General features: G+C 51.6%; 18 protein-coding genes. 13 read left to right on the top strand and 5 right to left on the bottom strand.

The annotated features are described in order from the left end of the window. Positions 1-2 precede the first annotated feature (2 nt). The 5 genes from EJN92_RS08355 to EJN92_RS08335 form a co-directional block, all read right to left on the bottom strand. Positions 3-5,609, bottom strand: a complete 5,607-nt coding sequence (locus EJN92_RS08355) for a PAS domain S-box protein (protein WP_126127400.1) — start codon at positions 5,607-5,609, stop codon at positions 3-5. A 15-nt stretch (positions 5,610-5,624) separates the two neighbouring features. Then, entirely contained in the window at positions 5,625-6,770 is a 1,146-nt protein-coding gene (locus EJN92_RS08350) for a methyl-accepting chemotaxis protein (protein ID WP_126127399.1), read from the bottom strand. A gap of 322 nt (positions 6,771-7,092) precedes the next feature. Continuing rightward, complete coding sequence (locus EJN92_RS08345; protein WP_126127398.1) at positions 7,093-7,686, bottom strand: hypothetical protein; 594 nt, start codon at positions 7,684-7,686, stop codon at positions 7,093-7,095. Between the two features lie 165 nt (positions 7,687-7,851). Next, positions 7,852-8,742: a DMT family transporter gene (locus EJN92_RS08340; protein ID WP_227869763.1), complete on the bottom strand. Its 891-nt coding sequence runs from the start codon at positions 8,740-8,742 to the stop codon at positions 7,852-7,854. Positions 8,743-8,879: 137 nt separating this feature from the next. Continuing rightward, entirely contained in the window at positions 8,880-9,974 is a 1,095-nt protein-coding gene (locus EJN92_RS08335) for an MBL fold metallo-hydrolase (protein WP_126127397.1), read from the bottom strand. A gap of 184 nt (positions 9,975-10,158) precedes the next feature. Between EJN92_RS08335 and EJN92_RS08330 the strand changes: the two genes are divergently transcribed. From EJN92_RS08330 to EJN92_RS08270, 13 genes are all read left to right on the top strand, one after another. Further along, positions 10,159-10,569 (top strand): MerR family transcriptional regulator, encoded by a 411-nt coding sequence (locus EJN92_RS08330; RefSeq protein WP_126127396.1) that lies wholly within the window; start codon positions 10,159-10,161, stop codon positions 10,567-10,569. A gap of 115 nt (positions 10,570-10,684) precedes the next feature. Continuing rightward, positions 10,685-11,143 (top strand): PaaI family thioesterase, encoded by a 459-nt coding sequence (locus tag EJN92_RS08325; protein WP_227869762.1) that lies wholly within the window; start codon positions 10,685-10,687, stop codon positions 11,141-11,143. 46 nt (positions 11,144-11,189) lie between these two features. Then, positions 11,190-12,374, top strand: coding sequence for an isovaleryl-CoA dehydrogenase (locus EJN92_RS08320; RefSeq protein WP_126127395.1), 1,185 nt, complete (start codon positions 11,190-11,192; stop codon positions 12,372-12,374). A 328-nt stretch (positions 12,375-12,702) separates the two neighbouring features. Further along, entirely contained in the window at positions 12,703-14,559 is a 1,857-nt protein-coding gene (aceK, locus tag EJN92_RS08315; RefSeq protein ID WP_126127394.1) for a bifunctional isocitrate dehydrogenase kinase/phosphatase, read from the top strand. Between the two features lie 59 nt (positions 14,560-14,618). Beyond that, positions 14,619-15,815 carry an acetyl-CoA C-acetyltransferase gene (locus EJN92_RS08310; protein ID WP_126127393.1) on the top strand — a complete coding sequence of 399 codons (1,197 nt, stop codon included), beginning with the start codon at positions 14,619-14,621 and terminating at the stop codon, positions 15,813-15,815. An 86-nt stretch (positions 15,816-15,901) separates the two neighbouring features. Further along, positions 15,902-16,570: an SDR family oxidoreductase gene (locus EJN92_RS08305; RefSeq protein ID WP_126127392.1), complete on the top strand. Its 669-nt coding sequence runs from the start codon at positions 15,902-15,904 to the stop codon at positions 16,568-16,570. A 63-nt stretch (positions 16,571-16,633) separates the two neighbouring features. Beyond that, positions 16,634-17,770, top strand: coding sequence for an acyl-CoA dehydrogenase family protein (locus EJN92_RS08300; RefSeq protein ID WP_126127391.1), 1,137 nt, complete (start codon positions 16,634-16,636; stop codon positions 17,768-17,770). Between the two features lie 37 nt (positions 17,771-17,807). Further along, positions 17,808-18,413 carry a 2-hydroxychromene-2-carboxylate isomerase gene (locus tag EJN92_RS08295; protein WP_126127390.1) on the top strand — a complete coding sequence of 202 codons (606 nt, stop codon included), beginning with the start codon at positions 17,808-17,810 and terminating at the stop codon, positions 18,411-18,413. 80 nt (positions 18,414-18,493) lie between these two features. Further along, complete coding sequence (locus EJN92_RS08290) at positions 18,494-18,895, top strand: rhodanese-like domain-containing protein (RefSeq protein ID WP_126127389.1); 402 nt, start codon at positions 18,494-18,496, stop codon at positions 18,893-18,895. A 5-nt stretch (positions 18,896-18,900) separates the two neighbouring features. After that, positions 18,901-19,275: a YchJ family protein gene (locus EJN92_RS08285; RefSeq protein WP_126127388.1), complete on the top strand. Its 375-nt coding sequence runs from the start codon at positions 18,901-18,903 to the stop codon at positions 19,273-19,275. Positions 19,276-19,413: 138 nt separating this feature from the next. After that, positions 19,414-21,036, top strand: a complete 1,623-nt coding sequence (locus EJN92_RS08280) for a carboxyl transferase domain-containing protein (protein WP_126127387.1) — start codon at positions 19,414-19,416, stop codon at positions 21,034-21,036. A gap of 38 nt (positions 21,037-21,074) precedes the next feature. Further along, positions 21,075-22,196, top strand: coding sequence for a dienelactone hydrolase family protein (locus EJN92_RS08275; RefSeq protein ID WP_227869761.1), 1,122 nt, complete (start codon positions 21,075-21,077; stop codon positions 22,194-22,196). A 2-nt stretch (positions 22,197-22,198) separates the two neighbouring features. Then, entirely contained in the window at positions 22,199-22,984 is a 786-nt protein-coding gene (locus EJN92_RS08270; RefSeq protein WP_126127385.1) for an enoyl-CoA hydratase/isomerase family protein, read from the top strand. Positions 22,985-23,126 lie beyond the last annotated feature (142 nt).

Genomic DNA, 23,126 nt, shown 5'->3' with positions numbered 1-23,126 from the left:
ATTTATAGACGGCTATTCGTTTCTAGTTCAGGTGCGGTCTGTTGGCTTTCCCAGAGAATTTTCCAGTTTATAAATTCTTGAGCTGGCATGGGCTTGGCAATAAAAAAACCTTGTACTTCATCGCATCCGGAATCGACAATTAAATCCCAGTCTTGTTGCGTCTCTACGCCTTCCGCAACCAAATTTAAATTAAAAATTTTGCCAAGTTGGATATTTGAATCGAGAATCGCGCGAGTGGCTTCATCTTGCGATGCGCCATTGACAAAGGCTCTATCAATTTTGAGTTCAGTAAACGGTAATTGCTTTAGATTTTCCATGGTCGAAAATCCAGTGCCGAAATCATCAATTGATAACTTAAACCCCTTCAGCCGCAAGCGCGTGAGGATTTCTAAACTGACCGTCAGATTTTCCATCAATCTGCTTTCAGTTAATTCCAGAGTAATCTGCGAAGGTTGCACGCCTGCACGTTTTACTATCTGCTCAAATTCCTCGGGTAGGTCTAGCTGGTTTAAATCGTCCATAGAAACGTTGATAGCGAGCTTAATCTGATGTCCCGCGCTCAGCCATTTGCCCAACTGCATAGCGCTCTTTTCCAGCACTTGGCGGGTCAGAATACTGATCATCTGATGGGCTTCCAGAACAGGTATAAAACAGGCCGGCCCCAAAATGCCGCGCTCCGGGTGTCGCCAACGGGCCAGGCACTCTGCACCAACCACGTGTTTGTCTATGACCGATACTTTGGGTTGAAAAAAAACTTCGACATGGCCCTCTTCCAAGCCTAGACGAAGCTCGGACACCGACAACGCTGTGAGTTTTTGTTGTGGTTGAAAATTCGGTTTAGATGAATGTTGGCGCGTTAATGCTGAAAGCAAAGCCTCTTTTTGTAGAGGTTTAGTGATCGCAGCAAGCAAGTGCAGACCATGGGCTTTGGCCAAATTTTCAGCGGCCTTCATGACACTGCGATCGACCCCACTCAAGAGTATCACCGCACCAGAAAAACCCTGCTCCGCGACTTGGCGCAAGAAGGAAATACCGTCCATGCCCGGCATGTTCAGATCGCACATGAGTAGATCGGGATTATAAGTGCGCGCTAAGGCTAAGGCTTGGTAGCCATCCACACAACTGGCAATCCGCGTCACCCCCAAGCTACGTAATAATGCGCTGGAGGCCTCCATCTGCAGCGCGTCGTCTTCTAGTATCATGACATGTAGATGTTGCAGGTGTTGCAGATGTGGATGTAGCGCCACGGTTGGCGTATGCTCCTTTAAGGCTTCTGATTTTAGCGTGTCCGGTGATGTGCTTATAGTATTCGGTGCCAGATATTCCTCCACGCGTTGCGTAATTTTTTCTAGCAATGGATGAAGTTCCTTAACGATCAGCGTGGCTTGCGATAAATTTTCAGTTCCTTTTAAATGCTCGAGTTGCTCGCATAGGTCAGCAAAATGATTTGCCCCAACCGTACGGGCGCTAGACTTTAATTTATGGCCCAATGCGCATAGCTCATTGAGATCATTTTTAGTGCAGGCATCATCGAATTCCTGCATTCCTTTTTGTGCTGATTCGATAAATTTTTTGGCAAATTTGGTGACTTTTTCAGGCGCGTTATTAAATAATTTAGCGAGCACTGCGAAATCTATGTAGGTGACTTCATGCAAGGAAGCTTCCGCATGTATTTCTGGCACTGCCTCCATGAATGGTATTAAACCAGGGCTGACATCGGCTGAAAGCCAGCGTGTTAGGGTGTTATAAAATAATTCTGGGGCAAATGGCTTAGAGATGAAATCGTTCATGCCGGCCGCCAGGCAATGCAAGCGGTCCTCGTGCATCGCATTGGCGGTGATGGCGATGATAGGCAAGTCGGCTAAACCAGGCATCTTGCGCAGCAGGCGGCTGGCCTCCAAGCCTCCCATCACCGGCATCTGTATATCCATCAAAATGCAATCGACTTTTTCGTGCTTTAACAGGTCGATGGCTTGCTGGCCATTTTCTGCCAGTAGCACAGTAAAGTGCACTGCTTCCAGCAGTTCGCTGGCAATTTGTTGATTGAATTGATTATCTTCTACCACCAGTATCCTTACTCCTCCACGTGTTGCTGCCAAATGTTGCAAACGGCTGCTAGATGTTTGCGCATCCAAAATGTCAGGAGCTTGCGACAACACCCCGCTGGCTTGTTCTAGGTGTGCAGTGAACCAAAAGGTACTGCCTTGCCCCAGCACACTGATGACACCGACTTCGCCGCCCATCATAGTGGTTAATTGTTTGCTGATGGCCAGTCCTAGTCCGGTGCCGCCATATTTTCTGGTGGTGGAGCTATCTGCTTGCTGGAAAGATTTGAACAAGGCTTCTTGTTGCTCCTTGCTCATGCCTATGCCGGTATCTTCGACTTCAAATCTCAGCATCCAGCCATTCGGGGTGGTATTGAGTTTGCGTACGAAGATATTAATTTCACCGCGCTCGGTGAATTTGATCGCATTGTTGGTGTAGTTAATCAGGATCTGACTTAAGCGATGCGGATCACCGCGCATTTCGTTTGCGATCTGCGTGTCAATATCAACGTGTAGTGTCAAATTGCGTGCGGCAATTTTGCTTCCCATCATGTTGACGATATTATTAAGCAGCTGCGGAAGTGAAAAATCGACTGCTTCCAAGCTCATTTTTCCGGCTTCAATTTTTGAAAAATCTAAAATGTCATCGACGATGTGGAGTAAATGTTGCCCAGATAAATGGATTTTTTGCAGGTAGTCACGCTGTTTCGGGTCTTGGGTCGCGGCCAAAGCCAGATAGGTCATGCCTAATACCCCGTTCATAGGGGTACGTATTTCATGACTCATATTCGCAATAAAATTGCTTTTTGCCTGATTGGCAGCCTCTGCCTGTTGCTGTGCTGAGACCAATTCCACTGTGCGACTTACCACCAAGTCTTCTAAATGATGTCTATGTTGGTCAAGTTCTTCGCCTAATTGTTTCTTGATGGTGATATCTTCTTGCACCGACACATAATGGGTAATGCGGCCATCTGGTTGGCGCAAAGGAGTGACGATGGCATACACGATGAGGTCACTGCCATCTTTATTGGCATTATAGAGTTCACCTTTCCAGGTGTTGCCAGAGCGGATCGCCTCTGCCATGGCGATCAAGCGCTCAGGCGGGGTTTTCTCAGACACCAGTATGCGCGGATGTTGTCCGAAAATCTCTGCGCGGGTGTAACCGGTGGTTTGTACGAAAGCCTCGTTGACATACTCGATAATCCCATTTACATCAGAAATAATGATGCTTTCAGGGCTTTGTTCGACCGCTAGCGAGAGTTTGTTTAACTGGCGTTCGGCGGCCTTGCGCTCGGTGATGTCTTGTACCTGGGAGACAAAGTGCAAAGGCTTGCCATCTATATCTCTGACCAAAGAGACATTCAACTGTACCTGCACCTCATAACCTTGCTGGTGCCTATAGCGTTTTTCCATCTGGTAGGTCTCGCGCTGCCCCTCCAGCATTTCTTGTATGAGCTGACGGCGAGGTGCGAGGTCATCGGGGTGGGTAATTTCTTCGAAATTGAGCGGGATAGGGGTAGCTTCGCTCCAGCCCAACATCTGCCTTAAAGCGCGGTTGACTTTGAGAAAATGCCCATCCAGGGCGACGAGTGCCATGCCTATTGGTGAAGCGCCAAAGGTTTGCTCTAGCTGTGCTTCGCGTTCGCGTAATGCCAACTCGGCTAGTTTTCTTTCGGTGATGTCATGTGCGATCGAGACCATTGCTGGTTCACCATCAAAAATAATATAGGTGCCTTGGGCTTCGACGTCGATCACGGTACCGTCTAATTTTTGATATTGGAGTTCCATCATGGGAACGTTACCGCCATGGGCGGCGACCGCATCGACACGTTTTTGTACGATCTCGTGATAATCGGGATGTACCAGATCGAGTATAGGTCTGCCTATCAACTCCTGAGGCGATTTGGCCCCGAACATTTCCAGTGCGGCGGGGTTGGCATACAGTAGTTTTCCGTTACGATGTACGCGTATAGATTCTGGCATCCATTCGACCATGGCGCGGTAACGGCTCTCGCTTTCACGTAAGGCCGCCTCGGTTTGCTTGCGCTCGGTAATATCTTGAATAATTCCTGTGACTTTGGTAATTTTTCCGTCGCTATTTCTGCTGGTTTTGCCGGGCATGGCCCAGATATTTCTCAACTCACCATCGGGTAAAACGATCCTGTATTCGAAAGGCACTAAGCTAGACACCATGAAGTCGGTGCGGGTAGTTCTGATCACGCTTTCTAAGTCATCCGGATGCACTCTTAGGCCTATCATTTTTATCAGGTCTTTACTTTCGACATGCATCGGACATTGCCAAATGCGCGCCATCTCGTCCGATAAGTGCACTTGATTGCTGAGTAAATCCCAGGACCAGTGCCCCACGTGCGAAACAAATTCTGCTTCACTTAAATCCAGATCTTTTTGGCGCAAGGCTGCGCTGATTTGTTTACGCTCGGTGATATTGCGTACCACCACATGGGTGGCCTCTAGACCATCAAAAATGATCTGCGTGCCCTGTACCTCTACATCGATTACCGTGCCGTCTAGTTTCAGATGTCTTAATTCGGCCAGAGGCGTAAACGGCGTGCTGCCTGAGACATTGCTAGCGCGCGCCCCTACCATGCCATGGTAGTCAGGATGTACGCGGCTCAGCACGCTTTTCCCTACCAGCTCTTGTGCCGATTGTGCCCCATACAGCTGAAGTGCGGCAGGGTTGACGTACAGCACGATGCCTTTTCTATGCACGGCGATGGCGTCGGGTGACCATTCAATCATATTGCGATAACGTAGTTCGCTCTCACGCAAGGCAGTATCACTGATTTTTTGCGCACTAATGTCACGAGTCACGCCTAGCTGCATGGTAACCAAGCCATCGGCATTCTTCAGGGGAACTGCATGCGTCTCTAGCCAGCGCTGGGTGCCATGTAGTCCGCACACCTCAAATTGCAAGGTCTCGCGATTGCCTTGCATCACGCTTTGATGCAAGGCGCTAAAGGCGGCGCGATATTCGGGCAAAATAAAGCCTATCACGCTATGCCCTTGCACTTCGGCCAGTGAGGCAGCCTCCAGCATGGCCAGGCCAGCGGCATTCATTTCGAGTATGTTGCCTTCGGCATCGACAACCTTGACGCATTCTGGTTCCGCATCAAAAATAGTTCGGAAGCGCAATTCACTCGCCTGCAATCTGGCTTCCGCCCTATGCTTGTAAAGCGCCATTTCCAAAGCGGCGCGTAATTCTTGATCCGAAAAAGGTTTAATGATGTAGCCGAAGGCCTCGACTTGCAGGGCGCGCTCTAGGGTTTCATTGTTGGCACTGGCGGTCAGAAATATCACTGGGATGGCGAACTGGCGGTAAATCGCCTCGGCCGCTTGTATGCCATCCATATTGCCCGCCAACTGTATATCCATCAGCACCAGATCGGGGCGCAATTGCGCTGCCAGAGTGATGGCGCTGTCGCCTCGAACGCTATGGCCTACACATTGGTAGCCTAACAGTTCGAGTTTGAGCTGTATGTAAAGCGCGACCAATTCATCGTCTTCGACGACCAGTATTCGCGACTTTGTCTCGGGCGTGCGCATGAGTCAGCCCTCCGCTTAAAAGAAAGTAATTTCCGTTTCAGTACTAGAATTTTGCGATGTGGCCTCGCCGGGGGCATGATACTCATCTTGCATGGTGTAGGTAGATTGCAAACTTTCTATCCATTCTTCGCTACTCGGTAATTGTTCATTATCGATTTGCGCCACGCTCATTTGCAGTTTGTTGATATCAGTGCTGACGACATCAAGAATTTGGCTGATGCGGTCTTGGAACTGTAAGCTGACCAAGAGGTTCTCGACATCACCGCGTATGATCTTGCCGTAATGCCGCATTTGCTCGGCTGAATCGCCCATGCTTTCTACGTGTGCCAAGACATCGCGCACCACCGCGCCTGACACCTCCAAGACCTTGCGATCTTGTATGGTGGCGCGGTCTGCCGCATTCAGGGCTTGCTTCATGATGACCGAGACTTGATCGACTCTTTGACCTATGCGTTTGCCAGTATCGGCAGAAAGAAAAGAGAGTTTTCTAACTTCATCGGCAACCACCGCAAAACCGCGTCCCTGCGGTCCGACTCGGGCCGCCTCTATGGCTGCATTGAGGGCCACCAGATTGGTCTGCGCGGCGATTTGCCCGACTTCGTGTGCCATGCTTTGCATTTCGGTGGTAGCGGCCGCCAACTCACGTATGCTTTGGAGTAATTCATCCTTGCTGGCGATCATCTTGCCCAGAGAATCGATTACCGGCGTCAGTTCTTTTTTGCACAATTGCAAAAGCGTGATGGTGGCATCGGTGTTTTTTGTTGCATCGGTATTGCCGACAGCACCAAAACCGGCTAAGTCGAATTGATTAATCATGGAAGAAAAACTGCCTATCAGTTGTCCAACCGCATTTTCTGCTTGTTGTTTGACTGAGCCTACATGGGTATTCCAGAGTGGCAAAATACTGCTCAAAAGATGCGCAACCTCATAGACCAGGGCTGCGCTCGCTCTGAGGTTTTCATCTTGTTGTTCCAGTTCGGCCTGGCGCTGTCGGCTAATGTGTAACTGCCAGCCTAAATACGTAGTGGCAAAGACGATGGCAGCGCAGGCGCCGAGTTGTGCAAACGAGAAGTGCTGGACTAGCAAGATGATGCTGATGATCAGCACGCCGCTCACGGCAAGCAAGAGATCGGCGTTTTTTCGGGACAGAATAGTAGACATAATTCTTGATCCTCAATGCGATGCGGTGTGGAATTTAGGGAATTCTTAACACTTGCTCAGCGAGATATTAGCTTGCCATCTTTTCTTTAAGTAAGATAGTTTTAATTTATCGAAGTAATCTATTGTAGTCAATTTTTAAATGCTATTTGCAAAAAATCATTGAATTTTTCTTACTTTTTCGAAAGGGATGGATTGCTTCAAGCGCTTTTCCGTATATATCGATGGCAGCAAAATGCGCAGTGAGTTCACAGGTGTTAAAACGGCGATGCCGTTTGTGTTTCTCCTTGCTCGCTGGTTGTGCGTGGAGCAGGCGGGATGCTGCTCAGGCTATCGCACGTAAGGGCTCACGCGCTTCATTTTGGCGGATTGCACATTGCGCCAGTAAGTCCTTGCTTTTGGCAGAAAATGCTTCAATTACCTGAGGGGTCTTAAAATATTCCGCCAGCATTAATTTATTTAAAATGTCGCGGCTTTGCAGATCGGCTTCCAGTTTGCGATCTTCCTCGCTCATGGCTGGGCGTGCTGCTTCGGTGGCGGCAGGCAAGGGCATACCTTGCAGATACGCCAGCAATTGCGGGATTTGAGTGGCGAAGGCAGGGCGACTGAAATAGGCATCGATCGCGTTCAGATCGGCGCGTGACAGGCGTTGTTGTAATGCCACTTGTATCATTTCCGAAAAACTATCTTTGGGCAAAGATTCTACGCAGCTCAGACTTTGTTTCGACTGCGCACCCAGCGCGCGTGAACTCAAAATGGAATGTTGAAATGCCGCCAGCAGTGGCTGCGCTAAAGTCTGCGCGGCGGCACCTGCGTAGCCCCTATCATTGGCCGCGTGGCTAGGTAAAAATGCGAATAGACCCAGCCCCAGGCAGGGCGCTAGCAGGCGTTTCAGGGCGTTCTTTGAATGGCAAGTCATGAGGCACCTCAGCATGGCAAGTTGGAATGTCAGTGCCAATTGATTGGCGCGACTGAGTGTCGCGCAAATGCTCATTAATAACAAAAAAATAAGTAAAAAGTACTGAAAATCGCCCTGTTTGGTGGCGTACTTCAGTACTTAGCTTGGTAATTGTGCAGCGATAGTTTAGCGATTGGTGAGCGAAACGCCGCCTATCACCAGCAAGCCACCGATCACCATCGAGGCCAAAATCGGCTCGCCCAGAAACACCGCGCTAAAAGCTATGCCAAATACCGGCACCAGATTGTTGAAGACGGCAGTGCGCGCCGGGCCGATTTTTTTCACGCCCTCGTAATACCAGACAAAGCCGATCACGGTGCCAAATACGCCCAGATAGGCGATCGCGGCCAGTACCGGCAAAGTCAGGTGACTGCGATCGAGTTGCGGCAATTGAAACAGGGCACCGCAAGTTAGCAATAGCAAACCCCACAGCGAGGCATAGGTGGTGGCGGCAATCGGCGATAAGCCCTTCAAGGCGTGGCGACCGATGATGGTGTAGGCGGCCCAGGCGCAGACTGCGGTCAGCATAAACAATTCGCCGCTACCGAGTGAGGCCGAGATATCGTGCGCGGCACTCATCAATTCGCCGCGGGTGATGACGATGGCGGCACCGACAAAGGCAATTGCGATTCCCAGCCACTTTTTAAAACCCAGGCGCTCGCCAAACAGCGCGGCCAGAGCCAGCGCGGTGACGATGGGATTGAGTGCCACAAACAGCGCGCTGCGGCCAGCCGGCATGCGTTCTAGCGCCGCAAAAAAGCAGATGTTGTAGAGAAAAATACCGGTCGCTCCGAGGCTGAAGGTGGCATGGATCTGTTGGCGGTTCAGCTTAGGCAAGCCGCCTTCCATACGCCACGCCAGCAACAACAACAGCACGCAGGCCACCAAAAAACGGCCGGCAGCGGCGATCATGTGCGGCAACTGAGTTGCCACCACGTGGCCGGCGATAAAAGTGCCACCCCAGAAGACGGCAACGCAGATCAGTTTCAGGTAAGTCAGGTAGTTAGATTTTTGCACGATGGGTGGCGCTGAACGGCCAGAAAATATTTCAATAAATATGAAGGACTAGGGGGAGTATAATGGTTTAATCTTCGATTGCGCAGGTAGATACTGCGCAATCGGGAATTCAAATATTATACTACCCACCAGTATATCTAGGCGGCAGCGGCTTCTCGGACCACAAAACGCAGCACCCCATCCGGGTCTTGCTGGCGCTGTAAAACGCCGTCAAACCAGAGCTTGTGCAGATGCGCCAGCGCTTCGCCCAAGGCGAAGGTGAGTTGATGTGCGTCTAGCGGACGGCTGAACATGATGGGCACGATCTCAGTGGCCGAGCGCGGCGTGGCACAAGCGACGACTACCTCGGCCAGCCGGTCGCGGTGATGATCATTGAGTTGGCGTATGCGGGTATGAATGCCAGTAAACGGTTTGCCATGCGAAGGCAGGATCAGCACATCGTCTGGCAAGCCTGCATATTTTTGCAGCGAATCGAGATACTGCTGGACCGGATTGGCTTCCGGCTCGACCGCAAATACCGAGACATTGGTCGAGATGCGCGGCAGCAGCATGTCGCCCGAAATCATGAGATTGAGTGCTGCGCAATACAGTGAGACGTGCTCAGGCGAATGCCCAAAACCGGTGATGATGCGCCAGCTATGCGCGCCTATCGCTAGCTCTTGGCCGTCCTGCAGGCGACGGTAGGCAGCCGGCATGGCCGGGACTAATTTGGTGTAATAGCTTTTGCGCTCGGCGATTTTTTCCTGCATTTCGGGCGACACCAGACCGTGTTTTTTAAAATGCGGATACATGGCCGAACCATCCACGCCCGGCAGGCTGGCCGACATCATGCGGGCAAACGCGTATTCGCCGGTGCTCATCCAGAGTGGCGCATTCCAGCGCGAACAGAGCCAGTCGGCCAAACCGACGTGATCCGGATGGCAGTGGGTGGCAATCACCCGCACGATAGGCAGGCCGCGTAAGCCAGTGGCGCTGCTATTGTCGCCGAACAGGATTTCCCAGGCATCGCGGCTGTCATCGCTGGCAATCCCGCAATCGATCGCGGTCCAGCCATGCACGATACCCTCATCGGTAGGGTAATGATCTTCGATCAGCCACAGATTGATGTGATTGAGGGCAAACGGCAAGCCCATTCTTATCCATAAAACACCGGGCGCCACTTGCAGGGCTTTGCCAGCTTCCGGCAGCGTCTCGCCTAGCGGATAGTTGAGTTGCATTTCTAACGTGTTCATAAAGTCTCACTGTTTCTTTTTTGCCGCTGTTGTGGAATTCTGCAATCAGAATGTCCTACAATGCGTTTAATTGTTATTTGACGTTAACGTAAACTGCGGTTATCTGAGATTGTAATCAGAAAATCGATGTTGAGTATTTTGATGTTAAATTTTTTTGCTGCATTTTTGATCTCTCCTTAATTTTATGGCCACATTTACCATTACCGAACTCGCCCGAGAATTTGACATCACGCCGCGCGCGATTCGATTTTATGAAGATCAAGGGCTGATCAGTCCTAGCCGTGAGGGCCCTAGCGGGCGCAATAGGGTCTATACCGCGCGCGAACGCACGCATCTGAAACTCACGCTACGTGGCAAGCGCCTGGGGCTGAGTCTGGCCGACATCAAGAGCCTGGTGGATATGTACGACTCTCCCAAGGACACCGCGCCGCAGCTACAGAGTTTCCTGCAAGTACTGGCAAGACATAGGGCGGCGCTGGAATTACAGCGCGAAGACATAGAAATCATGCTCGCTGAAATCAGCGCACATGAAGAAGAGAGTCAGCGTCTGCTGGGCTTGGCGGCGCCAGACGTGGCTGAAATAGTAGTCAAATAGTGCTTATTTTTATAATTGACGTTTACGTTAACGTCAATTAGAGGTATTATTTTTGCTGACGTGAAAATTCGCCTAGTTTTTAGACGATCGATTTTCTGATAGTGACGGAGTATTCATGAGCAATGAAACCGCGACGCTCGATTACAAGCTGGCGCTGGTGCTGCTGGAAAGCTTCAACGCACAAGGCGTGATGCAGGCCTGGAACGCCAGACTCACCAGCATGACGCCCGGTGCTTGTGAAATAAGCCTGCCAATGAGCGCTGCAGTGACCCAGCAACATGGCTATTTTCATGGCGGTGTGATCGGCACTCTGGCCGATGCCGCCGGGGGTTATGCCGCGAATACGCAGTTGATGCCAGTGAGTGAGTGCTTATCTGCAGAGTATAAAATTAACTTTGTCGCACCGGCCATCGGCGATATGTTGATCGCGCGCGGTAAGGTGCTCAAGGCGGGCAAGACCTTGGTGGTCACCAGCGCAGAGGTGTTTGCGGTGCATCAGGGCAAAGAGAAATTGTGTGCAATTATGCAACAAACTTTATTTGTGATTCCCAAGGGATCGCCTAAAGTTGATTAGGCACTAAAAGTAAGAAACATTAGAAATTTAACCCTGCGAGGAAGACATGTTGCATTTACCCGGTTTGACCTTTGATCATGGCGAAGATATCGCCGCTTTACGCGAAGCTGTACAAGGATTTGCCAGCGCTGAGATCGCGCCGCGTGCCGCCGAGATCGACCGCAGCGACCAGTTTCCTATGGATCTGTGGCGCAAGATGGGTGATTTAGGCGTACACGGTATGACGGTGTCGGAAGAATACGGTGGCGCGAACATGGGTTACCTGGCGCACATCATCGCGATGGAAGAAATTTCACGCGCCTCCGCTTCGGTCGGCCTGTCTTACGGCGCGCACTCGAATCTGTGCATCAACCAGATCAATCGCAACGGCAGCGCCGAGCAAAAAGCTAAATACCTGCCTAAGCTGATCAGCGGCGAGCATATCGGTGCTTTGGCGATGTCCGAGCCCAATGCCGGCTCCGACGTGGTCAGCATGAAATTGCGCGCTGACTTGAAAGGCGATCGCTACGTGCTCAATGGCACCAAGATGTGGATCACCAATGGCCCTGATGCCGATACCCTGGTGGTGTACGCTAAAACCGATCTGGAAGCTGGCTCACGCGGCATGACCGCTTTCCTGATCGAAAAAGGTTTCAAGGGTTTCAGTATTGCGCAAAAATTAGACAAGCTAGGCATGCGTGGTTCGCACACGGGTGAGCTGGTGTTCCAGGATTGCGAAGTACCGCTAGAAAACGTACTTGGCGGTATTGGCAAAGGCGTCAATGTCTTGATGTCGGGTCTCGATTTTGAGCGCACGGTGTTATCCGGCGGCCCGCTGGGGATCATGCAAGCCTGTATGGATGTGGTGGTGCCTTACGTGCATGACCGCAAGCAGTTTGGTCAGGCCATCGGTGAGTTCCAGTTGATGCAAGGTAAATTGGCTGACATGTATTCGACCATGATGGCGTGTAAAGCCTATGTCTACGCAGTCGGTCAGGCTTGCGACCGTGCCAAGAACCCAGACGCGATCCGTGCGATTCGTAAAGATGCCGCCGGCGCGATTTTGTACTCGGCTGAAAAAGCCACCTGGATGGCGGGCGAAGCGATCCAGACTCTGGGCGGTAACGGTTATATCAACGAATACCCGGTTGGTCGTCTGTGGCGCGATGCCAAATTGTATGAGATCGGTGCCGGTACCAGCGAAATCCGTCGCATGTTGATCGGTCGTGAGTTGTTTGCAGAGACCATGTAATTCTCATTAGGGAACTTCTAAACACCCTATACTCGGGCGCACCGCGGCGTTGCAAATCCTCGCAATACTGACGTATTGCTCCGGTTTGCGCCTTGCGCTGCATCCCGATTAACAGGTTTTTAGAAGTTCCCATTAGGTAATGCGCACTATTCATGCGCTTTGCGAGCCGATTTAGGCTGGAAAGCCGCATGGATACTGCGTATGCTATTTAAAAATGTGTGTCTGGACTTAGTTTGAACGTTGTTGCGGCACTCACCAGGATTTGCTAAAAGGGCAGCTTTGGGGTATTTGTTATGAAAGAATTCCCCCGACTATTGCTGAGACTACTATGACCCAAGTTGCCTTCCCTAAACTCTTGTCTTCCCAGATCGCCTTCGACATCGCCAGGACTATCCTGGACGGTTTTGATAAGCATTATCGCCTGTTTCGTCACTCTAGCCTGGGTGCCAAGCGAGATTTTGAGCGCGGCGACTGGAAGACCGCACAGCATGCAGCACGTGAACGTATAGGATTTTACGATGCGCGTGTCAAAGAGTGTGTGCAAATCATGGAAGACGAGTATCAGCAGGACGACCTGACTGACGAAGTCTGGCGCGAAGTGAAATTGCATTACATGGGCTTGCTGATCGATCATCTGCAACCTGAGCTGGCCGAGACTTTTTTTAACACGGTCTGTACCAAGCTTTTGCACAGAAATTATTTCCACAATGATTTCATCTTCGTACGCCCAGCCACCTCGACCGAGTACATAGAAGCGGAAGACACGCCGCACACCTATCGTGTGTATTACCCGGCTAAAGACGGCTTGAACTTCACGCTCAAGCGCATCGTCACGAATTTTCAATTGAACGCCAATTTTGCCGATCTGCAGCGCGATGTAGATCTGGTAGAGCAGCGTTTGCGCGCCATTTTTGGCAGCGCCACACTAGAGCCTAATCACCAGATCCAGGTCTTGGCCAGTCTGTTTTACAGAAATAAATCGGCCTACATCATAGGCAAGGGTATCAACGGTAATCGCGAGTATCCGTTTGTGGTGCCTATCATGCACAACCGCAAGGGCGAGCTGGTGCTCGACACCGTGCTGTTCGACACCATGCAGATCACGGTCTTGTTTTCTTTCACGCGTGCCTACTTCATGGTCGATATGGCGGTGCCTTCGGCCTATGTGCAGTTTATCCGCAGCATTTTGCCAAAGAAACCGCGCAGTGAGATTTACACCATGCTGGGTTTGCAAAAGCATGGCAAGAATTTGTTTTATCGCGACTTTTTGCATCACCTTAAATATTCGTCCGACATCATCGATGCCGCACCCGGTATCCGCGGTCTGGTGATGCTGGTGTTCGCGCTGCCCTCGTTTCCGTATGTGTTTAAACTGATCAAGGATTACTTCCCGCCGCCTAAAGAAACGACCAAGGCGATGATCAAAGAAAAATATCTGCTGGTAAAAAACCATGACCGCGTCGGACGTATGGCCGACACACTGGAATACTCGGATGTGGCGTTCCCGCGTGAGCGCTTTTCCGAAGCGCTGCTCGATGAAATCACCAAATTTGCCCCCTCTTTGTTAGAGGTCAATGATGAGGAAGTCATCATCAAACACATGTACATAGAGCGTCGCATGGTGCCACTCAATATCTGGTTGACCGAGGCTGAAAAACGCGGCGATTACGCAGCCATGGAGCATGGCATTTTTGAATACGGCAATGCGATTAAAGAGCTGGTCGGCGCGAATATTTTTCCTGGCGATATGCTGTATAAAAACTTCGGTGTCACGCGTCATGGTCGCGTGGTGTTTTACGATTACGATGAGATCGAATACATCACCGATTGTAATTTCCGTACCATCCCCTTGCCACGCAATGAAGAAGATGAGATGTCGGCCGAGCCGTGGTATTCGATCGGTAAATACGATGTCTTCCCCGAACAATTTGGCACCTTTTTGTTAGGCAATGACAAGGTGCGCGAATACTTTATGCGCCACCATGCCGATTTGCTGACTGCCGCCTACTGGCAGGGTCGCAAGCAACGCATTGTGGACGGCAAGGTCGATGATGTGTTTCCGTATCCTCAAGAAATTCGCTTTTGCAATCAGGGTAAACTTGAACTTATTGAGAAGCCAGGTAGCACTATGGAAGACGACAACACAGAAAACAGTGCTGACACAGATTGTGTCAGTGCCGAGTAAACCGAAATTAATTTAAATATCAACACAAACCCACACTAGCCCACTATCTGGAGATGAACATGAATGATCCTATCGTTATCGTCGGTGCCGCCCGTACCCCTATGGGCGCGTTTCAAGGCGATTTTTCTACGGTTACCGCCAGCCAGTTGGGCGCGGTTGCCATCAAGGCAGCGGTAGAGCGTGCCGGCGTCAAGCCTGAGCTGGTGGAAGAAGTTTTATTCGGTAATTGCCTGATGGCGGGTCAAGGTCAGGCTCCAGCGCGTCAGGCTTTGCTGGCGGCTGGCTTACCAGTGTCGACCGGCGCCGTCACCTTGTCCAAAATGTGCGGTTCTGCCATGAAGGCGACCATGATGGCTTTCGATTCCATCAGCGCTGGCAGTAACGATATTTTGGTTTCAGGCGGGATGGAATCGATGACCAACGCACCTTATCTGATCCCGAAAGCACGCGGCGGTTATCGTATCGGTCACGGCCAAATTTTGGATCATATGATGCTCGATGGTCTGGAAGACGCTTACCAAAGAGATGAAAAAGGCGGCGGCCGTTCTATGGGCACTTTTGCCGAAGATTGCTCGGCCAAATACGGTTTCAGCCGCGAAGCGCAAGATGCTTTCGCGATCGCCTCGGTCAAGCGCGCGCAAGCCGCCACTGCCGATGGTTCGTTTGCCTGGGAAATCGCGCCAGTGACGGTGTCAGGTCGTGGTGGTGACGTTGTCATCGATAAAGACGAAGGTCCTTTAAAAGCCAAGTTAGATAAGATTTCATCCTTAAGAGCCGCCTTCAAAAAAGACGGCACGATTACCGCTGCTTCTTCTTCATCGATCAATGACGGTGCCGCCGCTTTGGTCTTGATGCGCGCATCCAAGGCGAAAGAATTAGGCCTGACACCTATCGCCAAGATCGTCGGCCATGCCACGCACGCACAAGAACCGAGCTGGTTTGCGATTGCCCCGATAGGCGCGATCAATAAACTCTACAAAAAAATAGGCTGGAGCACCGCCGAGGTTGATCTGTTTGAAGTCAATGAAGCCTTTGCGACGGTCGCTATGGCCGCCATGCAAGAGCTGGCGATTCCTCACGATAAAATCAATGTCCACGGTGGCGCTTGTGCACTGGGACATCCTATCGGTGCCTCCGGTGCCCGTATCATCATCACCTTGATCGGTGCCTTGAAAAAGCAGGGCAAAAAGCGCGGCGTGGCGGCACTGTGTATCGGTGGTGGCGAAGCGACGGCGATGGCGATAGAGCTGCTGTAAAAAAAATGAGCGCATCAGCCGCATAGGCTGATGCGCTTGCTAGCAATTGTTGGATTTAATTTCAACTAAACTAAACTTAGGACAAAATGCCAACTGCCCTCATCATCGGCGCTTCACGCGGCATAGGTCGCGAATTTGCGCAACAGTATCGTGCAGCGGGGTGGCGTGTGATCGCTACCGCCAGAACCGAAGCAGGACAGGCCGAATTGCGCGCGCTCGGTTGTGAACCCTTGCCGCTCGATGTAAATAATATCAATGACTGCGCCGGTTTAGGCTGGCTGCTCGACGATGAAAAAATCGAAGTTGCGGTACTCAATGCCGGTGTGTTTGGTCCGCGCACAGCGAGCCTGGCTTCACCGCAGGAAGATCACTTTGATGAGGTTATGCATACCAATGTACTGGCCGCCATGCGTCTACTGCCGATAGTGCTGCCCCTGGTCGAAAATGCTGCTGGCAAATTGGCCGTGATTTCATCGCGCATGGGCTCTATCGCTAGCCGCAGCGACCCCGAGGCTTGGCTGTATCGCGCTAGCAAGGCGGCCTTAAATTCGGTATTGAAAGACATTTCACTGGCGGCAAAAAAATCGACTTGCATCGCCTTTCATCCTGGCTGGGTAAAGACCGAAATGGGCGGTGCCGGTGCTGAGATCGATGTGCAAGAAAGTGTCGCTGGTATGCGCGCTACTTTAGCCAGTTTGGCACGCAGCGACAACGGGAAATTTATAGATTATCAGGGCGCAGCGATAGCCTGGTAATTGCCTAGGCTAATTGTTAAAACCTTGGTTTTATTTACAGCCACTAACCAATTTGAAGCTCACATGTTACTCACACCAGAACACGAAATGATACGCGACGCTGTGCGCGCCTTTGCCCAGGAAAAACTGGTTCCCAATGCCGCGCGTTGGGATAAAGAGCATCACTTTCCGGCCTCGGAATTAAAAGAGTTGGCGCAAATGGGTGTCTATGGTGTGGCGGTGCCTGAAGAATATGGTGGCGCCGGCATGGATTACCTGTCGCTGGCGCTGGTACTGGAAGAGGTTGCCGCCGGTGATGGCGGTACTTCGACCGTGATCTCGGTCAACAATTGTCCGGTATGCAGTATCGCCATGATGTATGCCAACGAGGCGCAGAAACAACAATGGCTAAAGCCCTTGGCGCAGGGCGAGATGCTCGGTGCATTTTGCCTGACCGAGCCGCATGCCGGCAGCGATGCCTCTGAATTACGCACTACCGCTAGGCTGGACGGCGATCATTATGTGCTCAATGGCGTCAAGCAATTCATCACCAGCGGCAAGACTGCCGACGTGGCGATCGTGATGGCGGTGACCGATAAAGCAGCCGGCAAAAAAGGCATTAGCGCGTTCTGGGTCGATACTAAAACACCCGGTTATATCGTCGCTGGTATAGAGCAAAAGATGGGCCAGCATTCCTCCGATACAGCGCAGATCCTGTTTGAAAACTGCCGTATTCCTGCAGAGAATCTGATCGGCGTCGAAGGCCAGGGTTACAAAATTGCCTTGTCCGGTTTAGAGGGCGGGCGCATTGGTATCGCTTCGCAGTCAGTCGGCATGGCGCGCGCCGCTTTTGAGGCAGCCTTGGCTTACGCTAAAGACCGTACCAGCTTCGGCAAAACGATATTTGAACATCAGTCCGTGCAATTTAAATTGGCTGACATGGCGACCCAAATTGAGGCGGCACGCCAATTGATCTGGCACGCGGCCAGCATGAAAGACGCTGGCTTGCCTTGCCTGAAAGAAGCGGCGATGGCGAAACTGTTTGCTTCAGAAATGGCGGAAAAAGTGTGTTCGGATGCGATACAGATCCATGGTGGCTACGGTTATGTCAGCGATTTCCCGGTAGAGCGTATTTATCGTGACGTGCGGGTCTGCCAGATTTATGAAGGCACCTCCGACATACAGAAAATCTTGATAGGGCGTGCTTTGCTGGCGAGTTAGCTTAAGTTAGCTTAAGTAAGTTTATTAAGGATAAATCATGAGTGCAGCAATCGAATACTGGTTTGATTTCGTCTCGCCGTACGCGTATCTGGCCAGCCAGTCTATCGAGACTTTAGCGGCAAAATATGGCCGCACGGTAGACTGGAAACCGATACTTTTGGGTGCCGTATTCAAGAACACCGGCTCTATGCCTTTGACCATGCGTCCGCCCGTGATGGCGGAGTATTTCAAACATGATTTTCAACGTTCGGCACGTTTTGCAAATTTGCCTTTCGTCATGCCCGATCCGTTTCCTATCAACACGCAAAATACCGCCAGGGTGTGTTTGTGGATGAAGCAAGCCGCACCGCATTTGGTGGGGGCCTTTGTGCGACAGGTGACGCTGGCCTATTTCAGTGGCCCGGCAGCGATCAATGAGCCGCAATGGTTAGCCGCGCAGGTGCAGGCTTTAGGTTTAGACGGCGCTGCGGCTGCGGCGGCTTGTGAGGACGTAGCGCGCAAGGACGAACTGAAAGCCGCTTGCGAGCAAGCGATGGCGCAAGGTGTATTTGGCGCACCGTGGATAGTGATAGATGGCGAGGCATTCTGGGGCAATGATAGATTGCCGCAGGTTGAGCTATGGTTGGCGAATGGCGGTTTTTAAGTTAGGACTTAGGCATGCCTAGCTGGAACAATTTTGCGTAAGTCCTCTAAGTAAGTTCACAGACATCATCGGAGACGAAAATGAAAAAAGGCTACAAGCAATTGGTAGACGAAGCCAGCGCAGAGATTAAGACCTATAGCGTGGCCGAAGCGCTGGCGAAGATGCATGACCCGCAGGTGCAATTCATCGACGTACGTGATGTCCGTGAACTGGAGCGCGAAGGCGTGGTGCCAGGTGCCTTTCATGCGCCGCGCGGCATGATAGAGTTTTGGGTCGATCCTGAATCGCCGTATTACAAACCAGTATTCGGAGAACGTAAAGAATTTATTTTGTTTTGCGGCGCCGGTTGGCGCAGTGCCTTAACCACCAAAACGGTACAAGACATGGGCCTGGAAAACGTGGCGCATATCGAGGGCGGTTTTGGTGCATGGAAGGCGGCTGGAGCGCCGGTGGCGGAAAAAGAAAAAAAAGAAAGTAAGTAAAAAATATGAAGTGCCCTTGTGACTCAGGTAAAAATTTTGAACTGTGCTGCCAGCCGTATCTGACAGCTGCTGCGCTAGCGCCCAATGCCGAAGCCTTGATGCGTTCGCGGTATACCGCCTATAGCTTGGGTGACGAAGCCTATTTACGGGCCACCTGGGATGAGCGCACCCTGCCGTCTGAGCAACTGGTGCACGACGACCCTACGCAATGGCTGGGTCTGGAAATTAAACGTTTTATCCCCGACGGTGGCAGTGCTACGGTCGAGTTTGTGGCACGTTACAAGATAGGCGGGCGCGCACATCGCCTGCACGAAGTAAGCCGTTTTGTACAACATGACGGTAAATGGTTATACGTGGATGGCACGTTTCCTAAAAAATAAAGTTAGGATTTACGTAAAACCGTCCCAGCGTTGTTGTACCCGCCTTGCCGTACTAAAGTACTGTCTTCGGCGGTACGCCTAGCTGGAACAATTTTGCGTAAGTCCTAAAAGTAATTAACGCTACAGCGAGATTAAAAAATGACGACTCTGGATTCCAAACTCAATAGCCGCTCGGAAGACTTCAAGGCCAATACCGCTGCCATGCAGCGCGTGGTCGATGATCTGAAAGAAAAAGTGGCGAAAATCGCGCTCGGTGGCGGTGACGCTGCACGCGAAAAACATCTGGCGCGTGGCAAGCTGCTGCCGCGTGACCGCGTGCAAACCCTGCTCGACGCTGGCACCCCGTTTCTGGAATTTTCTCAGCTGGCCGCCTACGACATGTACAAGGAAAAGAGCGGGCAAGATGCCGCTCCTTCGGCCGGCGTAATTACCGGCATAGGCCGCGTGGCCGGGCAAGAATGCGTGATCGTCTGTAACGATGCCACCGTCAAAGGAGGGACTTATTATCCGCTGACGGTCAAGAAGCATCTGCGTGCACAAGAAATCGCCGAACAAAACAATCTACCGTGTATCTATCTGGTTGATAGCGGTGGCGCGAATTTACCGAATCAGGAAGATGTCTTTCCGGACCGTGATCATTTCGGTCGCATCTTTTTTAACCAGGCCACCATGTCTTCCAAAGGTATACCGCAAATCGCGGTGGTGATGGGTTCCTGTACTGCCGGTGGTGCGTATGTGCCGGCGATGAGCGATGAGTCGATTATCGTCAAGAATCAGGGTACGATTTTTCTGGCTGGCCCGCCCTTAGTCAAAGCCGCGACCGGTGAAGTGGTCAGCGCCGAAGATCTGGGTGGCGGCGATGTGCATACGCGCATGTCAGGCGTGGCCGATCATCTGGCACAAAACGATATCCATGCGCTGTCTATGGCGCGCACTATTGTTTCGAATCTGAACCGCCAGAAGCCGCAGCAAATGGTACTGAAGCCTGTGGAAGAGCCTAAGTTTGCTGCGCAAGAATTGTATGGCGTAATTCCGCTCGATACCCGCAAGCCTTTTGATGTGCGCGAAGTGATCGCGCGTGTCGTCGATGGCAGCCATTTTGATGAATTCAAGGCGCGTTATGGTACGACTTTAGTCTGCGGCTTTGCGCATATCCATGGCATGCCGGTTGGTATCATCGCCAACAACGGCATCTTGTTTTCCGAGTCGGCCCTAAAAGGCACGCACTTTATCGAGCTGTGCTGCCAGCGCAAGATTCCGCTGGTGTTCCTGCAAAATATTACCGGCTTCATGGTCGGCCGCAAGTACGAAAACGAAGGTATCGCCCGTAACGGTGCCAAGATGGTGACGGCTGTCGCAACTGCCAACGTGCCTAAGTTTACCGTGATTATCGGCGGCAGTTTTGGCGCCGGTAACTACGGCATGTGCGGCCGCGCTTTCTCACCGCGCTTCATGTGGATGTGGCCGAATGCGCGCATCAGCGTCATGGGCGGCGAGCAAGCCGCCAGCGTGCTGGCCACCGTCAAGCGTGACGGTATCGAAGCCAAGGGCGGCAGCTGGAGTGCCGAAGAAGAAGACGCCTTCAAGCAACCGATCAAGGATCAGTACGAGCATCAAGGCCATCCGTATTACGCCAGTGCCCGTTTGTGGGACGACGGCGTGATCGATCCGGCAGATACCCGCATGGTGCTGGCGCTGGGACTGTCGGCGGCTTTGAATGCACCGATTCCGGATGTGAAGTTTGGCCTGTTCAGAATGTAATTTCTGACAGCAGTGTGAATTGCGGAATGAGAAAAAATTTGAAAATTCCACGCTTAGGTTTAGTACTGATAGCCGCCACTTTGTTCTATGGGATCAGTTTTGCGCAAACGCCAAATTTGGATGCAAAGTTGAACGAGCAAATCGTGTCGGTGCCGCTAGGCTCAGGCATCTTTGCTGTGGAGCTGGAAACGACAATATTCAAGCCACCTGGAGACGGGCCGTTTCCGCTGCTGATTATGAACCATGGTAAAGCGCCAGGTAATGCGCACTTTCAAGAGCGTGCGCGTTATTTCGCGATTAGCCGCGAGTTCGTCACGCGCGGATATGCGGTGGTGATCCCTATGCGCAAAGGGTTTTCGAAATCGACAGGTGCGTATGTTGATGGTGGCTGCAATATAGGCGGCAACGGGCAGGCGCAAGCGGACGATGTGCAGGGTGTGCTTGAATATGTAGTCAAGCAGGGGTGGGTGGATAGGGAACGTATTCTGGTCGCTGGTCAATCGCATGGCGGCTTAACGACGATGGCGTTTGGTACGCGTAATTTCGCAGGTGTCAAAGGCTTGATTAATTTTGCGGGTGGCTTACGCAAAGAGAATTGCCAATGGGAGTTGTCGCTGGTGGATGCGTTTGGCGATTTTGGCGCTAAGACCAAATTACCTAGTCTCTGGTTTTATGGAGAAAACGATAGTTATTTTAATCCTGAACTCGCGAATAAAATGTATGCGGCATATACCAAGTCCGGCGCGAATGCGAAATTGATCGCCTATGGGCCGTTTAAGAATGATGCGCACAGCATGAGTGGCAGCCGGGATGGCGTAAAAATTTGGTGGCCGGAAACTGAGCAGTTTTTAAAGAAACTTGGTCTACCAACTGAGGTGCTGATGCAAGTCGGGAATGTGCCGCAACATCCCAGAACAGATTTTGCGTCTATCGACAATGTCGATGCGATACCGTATGTAAAAGAGACAGGAAGAGCCGGGTATAGAAATTTTCTAGGGCGATCGATGCCGCGTGCATTCGCGATATCCGCGAGCGGCGCCTGGGGTTGGGGCAATGAGGGCGACGAGCCTAGCGTTAGGGCAATGAGCAATTGCCAGAAAAACAGTCAGCTACCGTGCAAACTGTATGCAGTCGATGATTATGTAGTATGGAAGGAGTAAGTATGAATTGGCAGACATTGGAAGTTATGCGACTAGCCTACACGGCTACCGTCACCCTAAATCGTCCTGAAGTGCGCAATGCCTTCAACGAAACCACTATCGCCGAATTGACGCAGGTGTTTGCTGCGCTCGGTGCTGACGAGGGCGTGCGTGTCATCGTGCTGGCTGCCAATGGCTCGGCGTTTTGCGCCGGTGCCGATCTGAACTGGATGAAAAAGATGGCCGACTACAGCCATAGAGAAAATCTGGCCGATGCGGCGCAACTGGCGCAGATGCTGCACACGATTTATACCTGCCCTAAACCGGTGGTGGCCAAGGTGCAGGGCGATTGCTATGCCGGCGGCATGGGTCTGGTGGCGGCTTGCGATATGGTGGTGGCGGTAGATACGGCGAATTTCTGCCTGAGCGAAGTCAAGTTGGGCCTGATCCCGGCGACCATTTCTCCGTACGTGATCAAGGCCATGGGCGAAAACGCCGCGCGTCGTTACTTTTTGACGGCAGAGCGTTTTGATGCCGCTGAAGCCAAACGCATAGGTTTTGCGCATGAAGTGGTGAGTGCCGACGCGCTTGATGCCAAGCTGGCGGAACTGGTCAAGGCGTTGGGCAATAACAGCCCGAATGCCGTCAGGCAAGCCAAGCGATTGGTACGTGATGTAGGCGGGCGCGAAATCAGCGCCGCCTTGATCGCCGCCACAGTCGAGGACATTGCACAGATCCGCGCCTCGCAGCAAGGGCGTGAAGGAGTGCGTTCATTTTTAGAGAAGCGCAAGCCGGATTGGTTGCTATAGGCCTTAGCAAAACGGGCCAGTTTGCCCACTGTGTATAATTTGCCCTCTGCATTGCAGAAGGAAACTTCTAAATTCTAAAAATCCCTAAGCCGTGATGGTAATAAATGCAAGGAAAAGCTTTTCCGCAGAGGCACAGAATAGC

The sequence above is a fragment of the Undibacterium parvum genome (assembly GCF_003955735.1).
In the GTDB taxonomy this organism is placed as follows: domain Bacteria; phylum Pseudomonadota; class Gammaproteobacteria; order Burkholderiales; family Burkholderiaceae_D; genus Undibacterium; species Undibacterium parvum.
This window is presented reverse-complemented; position numbering and strand designations above follow the sequence as displayed.

What these genes read in the sequence shown, in the direction of transcription:
- EJN92_RS08355 (WP_126127400.1), bottom strand. Translation starts at nt 5,609, where the DNA reads ATGCGCACGCCCGAGACAAAGTCGCGAATACTGGTCGTCGAAGACGAT.
- EJN92_RS08350 (WP_126127399.1), bottom strand. Translation starts at nt 6,770, where the DNA reads ATGTCTACTATTCTGTCCCGAAAAAACGCCGATCTCTTGCTTGCCGTG.
- EJN92_RS08345 (WP_126127398.1), bottom strand. Translation starts at nt 7,686, where the DNA reads ATGACTTGCCATTCAAAGAACGCCCTGAAACGCCTGCTAGCGCCCTGC.
- EJN92_RS08335 (WP_126127397.1), bottom strand. Translation starts at nt 9,974, where the DNA reads ATGAACACGTTAGAAATGCAACTCAACTATCCGCTAGGCGAGACGCTG.
- EJN92_RS08330 (WP_126127396.1), top strand. Translation starts at nt 10,159, where the DNA reads ATGGCCACATTTACCATTACCGAACTCGCCCGAGAATTTGACATCACG.
- EJN92_RS08325 (WP_227869762.1), top strand. Translation starts at nt 10,685, where the DNA reads ATGAGCAATGAAACCGCGACGCTCGATTACAAGCTGGCGCTGGTGCTG.
- EJN92_RS08320 (WP_126127395.1), top strand. Translation starts at nt 11,190, where the DNA reads ATGTTGCATTTACCCGGTTTGACCTTTGATCATGGCGAAGATATCGCC.
- aceK (WP_126127394.1), top strand. Translation starts at nt 12,703, where the DNA reads ATGACCCAAGTTGCCTTCCCTAAACTCTTGTCTTCCCAGATCGCCTTC.
- EJN92_RS08310 (WP_126127393.1), top strand. Translation starts at nt 14,619, where the DNA reads ATGAATGATCCTATCGTTATCGTCGGTGCCGCCCGTACCCCTATGGGC.
- EJN92_RS08305 (WP_126127392.1), top strand. Translation starts at nt 15,902, where the DNA reads ATGCCAACTGCCCTCATCATCGGCGCTTCACGCGGCATAGGTCGCGAA.
- EJN92_RS08300 (WP_126127391.1), top strand. Translation starts at nt 16,634, where the DNA reads ATGTTACTCACACCAGAACACGAAATGATACGCGACGCTGTGCGCGCC.
- EJN92_RS08295 (WP_126127390.1), top strand. Translation starts at nt 17,808, where the DNA reads ATGAGTGCAGCAATCGAATACTGGTTTGATTTCGTCTCGCCGTACGCG.
- EJN92_RS08290 (WP_126127389.1), top strand. Translation starts at nt 18,494, where the DNA reads ATGAAAAAAGGCTACAAGCAATTGGTAGACGAAGCCAGCGCAGAGATT.
- EJN92_RS08285 (WP_126127388.1), top strand. Translation starts at nt 18,901, where the DNA reads ATGAAGTGCCCTTGTGACTCAGGTAAAAATTTTGAACTGTGCTGCCAG.
- EJN92_RS08280 (WP_126127387.1), top strand. Translation starts at nt 19,414, where the DNA reads ATGACGACTCTGGATTCCAAACTCAATAGCCGCTCGGAAGACTTCAAG.
- EJN92_RS08270 (WP_126127385.1), top strand. Translation starts at nt 22,199, where the DNA reads ATGAATTGGCAGACATTGGAAGTTATGCGACTAGCCTACACGGCTACC.